The sequence below is a fragment of the Ancylomarina sp. 16SWW S1-10-2 genome (assembly GCF_009669305.1).
Lineage (GTDB): Bacteria > Bacteroidota > Bacteroidia > Bacteroidales > Marinifilaceae > Ancylomarina.
In genome coordinates, this window is sequence record NZ_SADB01000011.1 from 199,484 (window position 1) to 209,688 (window position 10,205).

Sequence of the window (10,205 nt, forward strand, 5' to 3'; positions counted from 1 at the left end):
ATCTCGATCCTAAGTTTGGGGCAGCACAATAAAAACTAATCGTGCACAGACATTCCAAGACTTATTCTTTAATTTTATTAGCCAAGGTTGGATTTAGAGTGATATAAAAGTTGGACCCTTTGTTCAGCTCTGAAGTAAACCAAATTTTACCTCCCAAGGACTCAATTAAGTTTTTTGAAATGGCTAAACCCAAGCCTGCACCTCGATATAAAGTTTTACTCTCCTTACCAAAACCTTTTTGAAATCTTTTAAAAATGCCTTCAAATTTATCTTCGGCAATACCAATTCCTGTATCTTTTACAAAAATAGTAACCTGCTTATCATCATTAATAATGTAACCAAATTCAATTTGTCCTTTTTCAGTAAATTTTATAGCATTACTTAAAAAATTATTGATAATTTGTTTTAAACGATATTCATCGGTTTTGATATAATATTTTTGATCAGGATAATTACAGATTAATTCAATATCTTTTTCCGGATCCCCCATGAGTTTAACTTCATATATTTTATATAACTCCTTGAAAATGGTGCTTAATTCACAATCTATAAAGTCTAAATTCAATTGACCTGCTTCAATAATTGAGAAATCCATAATATCATCAACCAGATGTAATAAATCCGAAACATTTGACTCTATAATCGAACAAAACTCTGGTTTTATTTCTTCGTTTATATCGGGTGAAGTAATTAATTTTGAAAATCCAATTATGGCATTCAACGGGGTTCTAACTTCGTGAGACATATTGGATAAGAAGGCTGATTTTAACCGATCTGATTCTTCAGCTTTTTCTTTGGCACTAATCAAAGCTTTTTCGTTTCTTTTTCGTTCTTTTATAATTTCCTCTTTTGCAATAATCTCCCTTGACTTTTCGTCAAGATTAACCATTAATCCCTTTTGTATACGTTTTAGGTTAACTTCCCTGTATTTAATATACATATAAACAAAAACAATTAAGAGGACTATAGACATAATAAGAAACCATTGTCTCTGCCAAATTGGATAACTGATGTCAATATCCAGATTAACAGCCTTTTTAAGCATATACCCTTCTGCATCTACAGCCTTTAACATAAAGTGATATTCCCCTGGCCCTAATTGCTTATATTCAGCTTGTCTATTGGATGTAAAATCTGACCAATACGCATCAAACCCATCTAATTTATACTGATATTTAATTAAATTAGCAGCTGTTAAATCAAAACCTTTAAAATTGATTTTAAGCTTATACTTATTGGCTTTTAATTTAAGTGGACCAACTGGTTTTACTATCTCTCCATTAACACTTACCGATGTAATTTGTAATTTGAGTGGCAAATTCTGAGCAACCTCTTTTTGCAAATTATATTTTAAGATACCTTCTTCAGAACCGAACCAAATATTACTATAACTATCTATTCCAGAAGTATTTTCGTTAAAACTCAGTTTGGTTTTTACACCAATTTCCTTGATTGGCTTAATGTTAAAATTATCGACAGAGATTCTACTAAGACCTCCTTTATGTGTCACCCATAGTCTACCTTTTAAGTCATTTATAATGGAATAACAATAATTAGAGAGTAAACCATTTTGACTGGTAAAATTTAATATGGAATCATTTTCAAATCGATATATGCCATTGCCCTGTGTGCCAAACCATATCGCGCCAGAATCATCATCCGTAATCGAAACAATTTGAATTAAAGAACCATCATCAGAGATATTTATTTTATGAACTTTCTGATCCAAAATATAACAAATTGAACCTGTTATAGCTGCAATCCAAACTCGTCCTTTTTTATCAATATGTAAATCGTTAATGCAGTTGTGAGGTAAACCCGTTTCGTTCATGGTGTACCAGAATCTCTCCTTTGTTTTTGTGTTTAGAGAACAAACGCCTTTTTTTGTAGCAATCCAAAGAACATCGCCTTGTCCAACAATTTTGGTAATTGAATTTTCAAGCTTTCCTTCTCTCAAATTGATATCAATAAGTTTACCCGATTGTGATCTTAAAAGTAAAAGTCCCGAGTTTTCAGTTCCAATCCATAAATCATTATTTTTATCAAAATAAATTGATCGAACTTTATCGTTTGGGTCTCTGAAATTAAGATTAATAAATTTTAGAACTTTATTTGTCAGAGCATCTACTTGAATAACTCCCCTATTTGTTCCAATCCAATCGGAGTCAACATTTAGATTTAAGGCTGTTATATTATCACCATATTTTTTTTCATTAAATTTCAAAATGGAAAATGCCTCTGAAAAAAATCGACTTAATCCACCACCATACTCTCCAAGCCAAATATGACCTCTTTGATCTTCAAAAACGGTCTTGATTTGATTACTCCTTAGGCCATCTTTTATCGAGAATTGCTCATCGATTAAGTACTTATCTCCCTTAGAGGGAACATATTTATATAAACCCGAATTAATACTAGATACCCATAGGTTTGCTTGCTTGTCTTCGATAAAACATTGTGCCTTTTGGGGCATTGTATCCTCAAGTATTTTAACAACTTGCCATTGCCCCTTTTGATGTAAAATTTTATAGATACCGTTATCTTTGGTTAACAACCAAAATCCATTTTGATGACGACATTTTTCAATATCAACTATCGAAAAGTTTTGTAAACTGCTAAAAGCCTCAACATTTAATGTTTTGCCAGTACGATATGCTATTAAATGAATTCCATTTTGAGTACCCAAAAGCATTTGTTGATCATCAATTACTTTTATGGCATTAATAGGTGGGAAAGTATCTTGTATTGGAAGTTTATTAACACTATTATGGTTTGCAAGAAAAAGTTCTCCTGCCTGATTTATTGCAAATATGTCGTTATACTCATCTTTCTCTAAATCGGCAATTTTACTTTTCTTATCCGCATGCAATTCAATAGGTTTAAAAGTCGTTCCATCATAAAAAGTAAGCACACCATTCATGTGACCAAACCACATCCCATTTTTCCCTTTAAGGCTACATGTTATAAAATTCTCGCCCAATGAATCATTTATTGTATAAGACCTGAAATTATACCCATCATATTTTACTAATCCATTACTTGTGCCAATCCATAAATTGCCAATACTGTCTTGGCTCAGGCAATAGATATAACTAGGATTTTGATCGCTATCAAAATTATAATTGATAAATTGTTTGTCTTCAGCATTTGCCAAAAACTGAATAGATAGAAATAAGCTGACTAAATATATTTTTTTCAATAGATTCATCGGGTAGAAGGTATGGTTATTTCGATTTAGGATTTCTGCGAATTGGTTTCATTTTTATTTGAGGTACATAAACCGGAACTCCTCCAATTGGGACAGAAAAAAACGGTAAAAGTTCACCATATTGATTTCGAACTGATATGACAACATTATTATCTCTCACCAAGACATCACGCCTTTTAATAAATTGTAATTCTAATGATGTGTTTTTTTCTCTTTTAACGATTTTAAATCTGTTGTGAACCCATTGATTCTCATTTGACACATCACATAAAACGCCATTTTTCACGACTGAATTAAGGCGTATATAACCATCATTATCCCAATCAAAATTAGTTATTTCAACCGAAATGGTTTTATCATCTATATAAGGATAGATTTGAGATATGTCATTCATGTCGTTGGATAACCTAAATGTATATTCATAAGTAAAAATATTTCCTCCTTCTACAGGTTTATTTTCTTTAGGTGAAGAACTAAGAAAGAACTTATATAAGTTGCCATCATCACCTCTTAAACCTTTAACAATCAATTTGAATACTCGACCTCCAAATTTATTAACAATCTCACCTTCAAATGGATTAATTGGACCAAATGTGTACCATTTATTATCAAATATAGATTCATTTTTAAAATTCTTTGAGATCAATAAATTACCACTATTAGAATGTTCTTCCACATTAACGCTTTGAGCATCCGGATTAGACCAACAATCGAGACCACCATAAATTGACATATTATTTTCAGTATTAAATTGACCTTTCGCTTCGTCATGCATACCGCCAATTTCTGGATCGAAAACCCGAATATAAATTGGCTCAGTGTGATTCTCTGGAACCAAAAAGAAATAGATTTGATAAAAATCATCATCTCCCCATGAGGTTTCAGAATCAGCTCCAAACGTGACTAAAAATGGAATATTCTCTTCAACGGCTGGAATAGATTGAGCTACACATCCTATGTTAATAAAAAAGATAAGACTTAAAGTGAAAATAATATTTTTCATATATCAAATTGTTATGTTATTCTTTTACTAATTCAAAACTGACATACTCAGCACTTGTTGGTACGCCTTTTTTGTTGTTAGAGATTCCAAATACAGCACTTCTAAGCCTATTACTCTCTACACCTTGCATCACTAAATATTCAACCAGTGTATTGGCTGTTTTTGTTGCTTCATCAAACCTATTTCGATCAGAAGAATGTACATGTAAGGCTACCTTAATTTCAACCTTTGGATTCGCTAATAAGAGTTGTGCTAAACGGTAAATAATCGACTTACCCTTATCTTCAATATTATTTAATTCCAGATCAATATATGCGAATTTAAATGAATCTGATAATAATCTTAGATCTTGTTCTACTTTTTTAAACTTAATAGATGTCTCCCTATTCTTAGCTCTCTCACTTTCAAGCGAAAGCGCTAATGCAGGGTTATCAAGCATATCGTTGCTATAATTGAAATATCGAATGTTTATATTGTTTTTGAATGGGATCAGTTGTTTGGGAAGATCATCAAGTATATCGATATTTGGTAGTTTAATATGATCAGTTATTACACGTATTAAATTAGGTTCAATATGTTTAAACTTATTAGGATCTCTAATAAGAATATATTTTTCCATACACATTTCATCTCGCCTACCAAGACTATCCTTCTCACTCCTAAGGCCAAGAGTAATCTTATATCGACCTGGTTTTGTGTAACGATTTGTTACTTTACTTCCTTTCTTAAAAATATCATTACCCAAATCCCAATAATATTCAGATACTTTAAAATTAGGCAAATTCGTTTTGAATGCATCAAATACCACCTCTTTTTCGATATCTGTTTTATCAACACAACTAATATAAGCCTGTTCGTAATCTCGAATTTCAAAGTCGTAGGTTGATTGAGTTAGAAAGACAGCATCTGTCTCAGTATTAATAATATTTAGTTTAACATGATAATCACCTGGTCCATCAAAACAATAAGTCACTTCTTTCCCCCTCAATTTAATATCATTTCCAAAATCCCATTCGTAATGCGATTTGCTTGCATCAAGATTAATGGAATTTTCATCATAAAAGAGAAAACAATATTCATTTTCTTTTAGAGAATCACAATTAATAAATTGAGGATATTTCGTTTCAAATTTGAATATATCATCTCTACCATTTCTGTTAGTCGAAAAATAACCATCCTCAAAATTCACATCTGTAATTAAACCAAAATCATCAAATTGTGTATTAATTGGCGATGATAAATGCACTAGATCTGTCCAAACCATATTTTCTTGTTTTGAGTAGAAAATATCCAAACCACCTATGCTATTGTGTCCTTTCGATGCAAAAAATAGAATATCATTGTCAGATAAAAAAGGATAACAATCATTTTCCTTTGTATTAATTTTATCGCCTAAATTGAGAGGTTCAGTCCAAAAATTGCCTGTTTTTTCAGAATAATATAAATCTAAACCACCAAAGCCTCCTGGCATATCTGATGCAAATATGAGTTGAGTTCCTTCACTATTTAAAGTTGGCATAGTCAGGTGATACGCATCGGAATTGTAAAAAAATGGCTCTGGTTCCATCCAAACACCATCTTCTATGTAAGAAATAAACAGGCCAAGCATGTTGCCACTCGTTATGTGATCTCTCTTTTTACTGTCGACCATTGTATTTCGCGAGTATATAATCATTGAATCATTTTTCGCAAAAGCCGCAGGTCCATCATTAAAATTGGTCATTAACTCAGTAGAGAAAGGTTTAGGCGAGACTTGAATACTATCATGCTTAATAGGCACAAAAAACATATTGAATAGTTCTTTGTTCTCTGGAGTGGAAAAAGTAAAAAATAAATCTTGTCTTGTATTTGAACAATATACAATCCCATTTTTAAAAAAGATGGGCGAAAACTCATCGTCTTGATATTTGCAAAATGGAGCTAAGTGTGCACGATAATTCACATCTTGTCCATAGGCATTAATAGCCATAATGAATATTGTTATGAGACATATAATAGGACGCTTATTCATTATATCTTATTAAAAATTTCTAGGACTAGATACTTTAATTACATATCCAAAATTGTATCTAAGCATAAATTCATGAGATACATTTTGATATTTACTGATTGCATTATTGTTGATATCAAGGGAATACCCAAGAGTCAATTGACGGTTTAATTGAACATGCAAAATACTTTTGTATACACATTGTTCACTGTCATAGGCTAAACCAATAGCATATTTTTCTAAATAGGTAAAACGAAAGTTAGAAATTACATTTATTTTATCTGTCTGATTTAGTGTTATTAAACTTCCAAGTAATACTGATGATTTTGAGTTAATTTGATAGCTATAATCACCACTTATTAAATATTGGTAGTATTTACTATCGTTTCGAACGACATATTTGTCTTTAGTCGAATCGAACTCATGATTTAAAAGATAAGGAATTGAAAATCCAAGATGATAATTCCCCCTTGTATAATAAACACCTAAACTAACATCAGGATTTATGTAAGTTGGAGAATTACTTTGTATTAAATAATCATCAATATCATTTGCTTCGAGTTCTGTCCATTTGGTATTCCTTAAACGAAGTCCAACACCCAAACCTAGAGCTAATGTACTATTTTTAAAGTCAACATAATAGGCATAATTACCCATAATGCTAGTTTCATTACTAACATTAATATTATCGCTAATGATATTTAAGCCTATACCCATTTTTTGTTTACGCAAAGGTGAATGTATTGTAACAGAATTTGTTGTTGGAGCATCACTAAAACCAACCCATTGATTTCTATAAATCAAAGTAGCACTAAGCGCTTTACTACTACCCGCAAATGCAGGATTAATAGCAAGATAATTAAATATATAATATTGATTTATGTCATGATTTTGAGCTAGAACCATTTTAGACAACATCAATAAGAAGCAAATTATTCTTAATATTCTCATATCATCTTTTGATTACTAGACTTCCTTTAAATACCTTATTGTTATCCATTTTTATAACATAAAAGTAAGTTTCCGCATTCAATTCTTTACCTTGATTATCTGTACCATCCCAAGTGTTTTTGTAATTTGTATCAATAAATACTCTATTTCCTCTCCTATTAAAAATGATTAATTCAATCCTTTTAATATTGTCTACCCCTTTAATAATAAACAAATCATTTTTACTATCCCCATTAGGTGTTATCACTGTAGGAATAAAAAAAGCATCTACTTTTACTTGAACCGTATCCTGATCTTCACACGTATTATTAATTTCACGCCACATAAAAACATTAGTCCCACCACTTAAGCCATCCACCTCGGTAGATTCTGAATTTGTATCATAAATATTTCCACTTCCAGATATTATAGTCCATTCGCCAAATCCGTCAGTAGATAATTTTGCATTTAAAGTTATTTTCTCAGGATAATTTAAATTAATATCTTCACCCGCAAAGGCAATTGGAGCTTTGTAGAAATGAATAATAAACTTGTTCTGAATTTCACAAACCCCATTACTTTCTTCCCACGAAATATAGTATTCGCCATATTCACTAGCCCTAATTTTAACATCAGAAGACGTGCTATTCGGCTCAAACACAACATTACCTGGTCCTGAATTAAATACCCACTCGCCACTAAATAATGCAGTCGATTCTTGCAAATTATATTCTAATCCGCAAACATCTATAAAACTATCGTCTTCTTTTTGTGGTTGCTCATAGAAATGAATTGTAACATCATCTGAACTAGAACAAGTCCCGTTCTCTTCGGTCCACGTAAACTGATACGTATCATAGGCATCAACGGTAACTGTTGCAGTTGGCGTATTTGCATTGGGTGAGAAAGTAGCCGTTCCAGATCCACCTGTTTTTGTCCAGGTTCCTATTCCAACACTTGCTACTGCAGATAACGTAAAATCCAAACCACATTCGCTTCCTCCTGTTCCTGCATTGGCCACGGATTGCTCATAAAAGGTCACATCTATTGAAGCATTATCAGAACAACTTCCGTTCACTTCAGTCCATGTAAACTCATAAGTATCATAAGCATCAACGGTGACTGTTGCAGTTGGCGTATTTGCATTGGGTGAAAAAGTCGCCATCCCAGATCCATCTGTTTTTGTCCAAGTTCCAGTGCCTACAATTGCTACAGCAGATAACGTAAAATCTAAACCACATTCATTTCCTCCTGTTCCTGCATTGATTGTTGGTTTTTGATAAAAATCCACATTTATTGAAGCATTATCCGAACAAGTCCCGTTCTCTTCGGTCCATGTAAACTCATAAGTATCGTAGGCATCAACCGTGACTGTTGCAGTTGGCGTATTTGCATTGGGTGAAAAAGTCGCCATCCCAGATCCATCTGTTTTTGTCCAAGTTCCCGTGCCTACACTTGCTACAGCAGATAACGTAAAGTCCAAACCACATTCATTTCCTCCTGTTCCGGCATTACTTGTTGGTTGCTCATAATAATTAACAGTCAGCTCTGCACTTGTTGAAGCACAAGTTCCGTTGGCAATAGTCCATCGATAAACGTAAGTTCCGTATGCACTTGCTGTAGCGATAGAACTTTCAGAATGAAGAGCATTAAATATTGTTGTACTTGCATCTGGTCCTGAAATTTGTGTCCAAATGCCTTCTCCTACCGTTGCTTTATTCCCGTCCAAACTAGAACTTATTAATGTTCCACATTGGTCTTGATTACTTCCAACGGTAGCTGTTGTAGGGGTTTCATAATAATTAACAGTCAACTCTGCACTTGTTGAAGCACAAGTTCCGTTGGCAATGGTCCATCGATAAACGTAAGTTCCGTATGCACTTACTGTAGCGATAGCGCTTTCAGAATTGATATTACTAAATGTCGTTGTCCCTGGTCCTGAAACTTGTGTCCAAGTACCTTCTCCTACCGTAGCAATATTGCCGTCCAAACTAGAACTGATTAATGTTCCACATTGGTCTTGATCACTTCCAACGGTAGCTGTTGTTGGTGTCTCATAATAATTAACAGTTAACTCTGCACTTGTTGATGCACAAGTTCCGTTGGCAATGGTCCATCGATAAACGTAAGTTCCGTATGCACTTGCTGTAGCGATAGAACTTTCAGAATTGACATTACTAAATAACGTAGTACTTGCATCTGGTCCTGAAATTTGTGTCCAAGAACCTTCTCCTACCGTTGCTTCATTACCTCCCAAACTTGAACTGATTAATATTCCGCACTGATCTTGATTTTCAACTGTTACTGATGCAGAAGTTGGTGTTTCATAATAATTGACAGTCAACTCTGCACTTGTTGATGCACAAGTTCCGTTGGCAATGGTCCATCGATAAACGTAAGTTCCATATGCACTTGCTGTAGCGATAGAACTTTCAGAATTGACATTACTAAATAACGTAGTACTTGCTTCTGGTCCTGAAATTTGTGTCCAAGTACCTTCTCCTACCGTTGCTTCATTACCTCTCAAATTTGAACTGATTAATGTTCCGCACTGATCTTGATTTTCAACTGTTACTGATGCAGAAGTTGGTGTTTCATAATAATTAACGGTCAACTCTGCACTTGTTGATGCACAAGTTCCGTTGGCAATGGTCCATCGATAAACGTAAGTCCCGTATGCACTTGCTGTAGCGGTAGAGCTTTCAGAATTGACATCACTAAATGTCGTTATTCCTGGTCCTGAAACTTGTGTCCAAGTACCTTCTCCTACCGTTGCTTCATTTCCGTCCAAACTAGAACTTGTTAATGTTCCACATTGATCTTGATCGCTTCCAACGGTAGCTGTTGTAGGTGTCTCATAATAATTAACGGTCAGCTCTGCGTTTGTTGACGCACATGTCCCGTTGGCAATAGTCCATCGATAAACGTAAGTTCCATAAGCACTTGCTGTCGCGGTAGAACTTTCAGAATGAAGAGCACTAAATGTTGTTGTACCTGGTCCTGAAAATTGTGTCCAAGTACCTTCTCCAACTGCTGCTGTATTGCCGCCCAAACTAGAACTGATTAATGTTCCG

The 10,205-nt window shown here is 33.6% G+C and carries 5 protein-coding genes; all 5 read right to left on the reverse strand.

Features of this window, described 5'->3' with window-relative positions; genetic code table 11:
• Nucleotides 1-61: 61 nt before the first annotated feature.
• The gene (locus EMN46_RS11390) at nucleotides 62-3,208 is read right to left on the reverse strand and encodes a sensor histidine kinase (RefSeq protein ID WP_154200930.1); all 3,147 of its coding nucleotides are present in this window, start codon (nucleotides 3,206-3,208) and stop codon (nucleotides 62-64) included.
• Nucleotides 3,209-3,224: 16 nt separating this feature from the next.
• Nucleotides 3,225-4,211: a hypothetical protein gene (locus tag EMN46_RS11395; protein ID WP_154200931.1), complete on the reverse strand. Its 987-nt coding sequence runs from the start codon at nucleotides 4,209-4,211 to the stop codon at nucleotides 3,225-3,227.
• 16 nt (nucleotides 4,212-4,227) lie between these two features.
• Nucleotides 4,228-6,180 carry a PKD domain-containing protein gene (locus tag EMN46_RS11400; protein WP_229130342.1) on the reverse strand — a complete coding sequence of 651 codons (1,953 nt, stop codon included), beginning with the start codon at nucleotides 6,178-6,180 and terminating at the stop codon, nucleotides 4,228-4,230.
• Between the two features lie 51 nt (nucleotides 6,181-6,231).
• The gene (locus EMN46_RS11405; protein ID WP_154200933.1) at nucleotides 6,232-7,152 is read right to left on the reverse strand and encodes a PorP/SprF family type IX secretion system membrane protein; all 921 of its coding nucleotides are present in this window, start codon (nucleotides 7,150-7,152) and stop codon (nucleotides 6,232-6,234) included.
• A 1-nt stretch (nucleotide 7,153) separates the two neighbouring features.
• Nucleotides 7,154-10,205 (reverse strand): gliding motility-associated C-terminal domain-containing protein (locus tag EMN46_RS11410; protein ID WP_154200934.1); only part of this gene is annotated, 3,052 nt, incomplete at its 5' end.

Coding starts and splice junctions, on each gene's coding strand:
- EMN46_RS11390 (WP_154200930.1), bottom strand. CDS start 3,208: ATGAATCTATTGAAAAAAATATATTTAGTCAGCTTATTTCTATCTATT.
- EMN46_RS11395 (WP_154200931.1), bottom strand. CDS start 4,211: ATGAAAAATATTATTTTCACTTTAAGTCTTATCTTTTTTATTAACATA.
- EMN46_RS11400 (WP_229130342.1), bottom strand. CDS start 6,180: ATGGCTATTAATGCCTATGGACAAGATGTGAATTATCGTGCACACTTA.
- EMN46_RS11405 (WP_154200933.1), bottom strand. CDS start 7,152: ATGAGAATATTAAGAATAATTTGCTTCTTATTGATGTTGTCTAAAATG.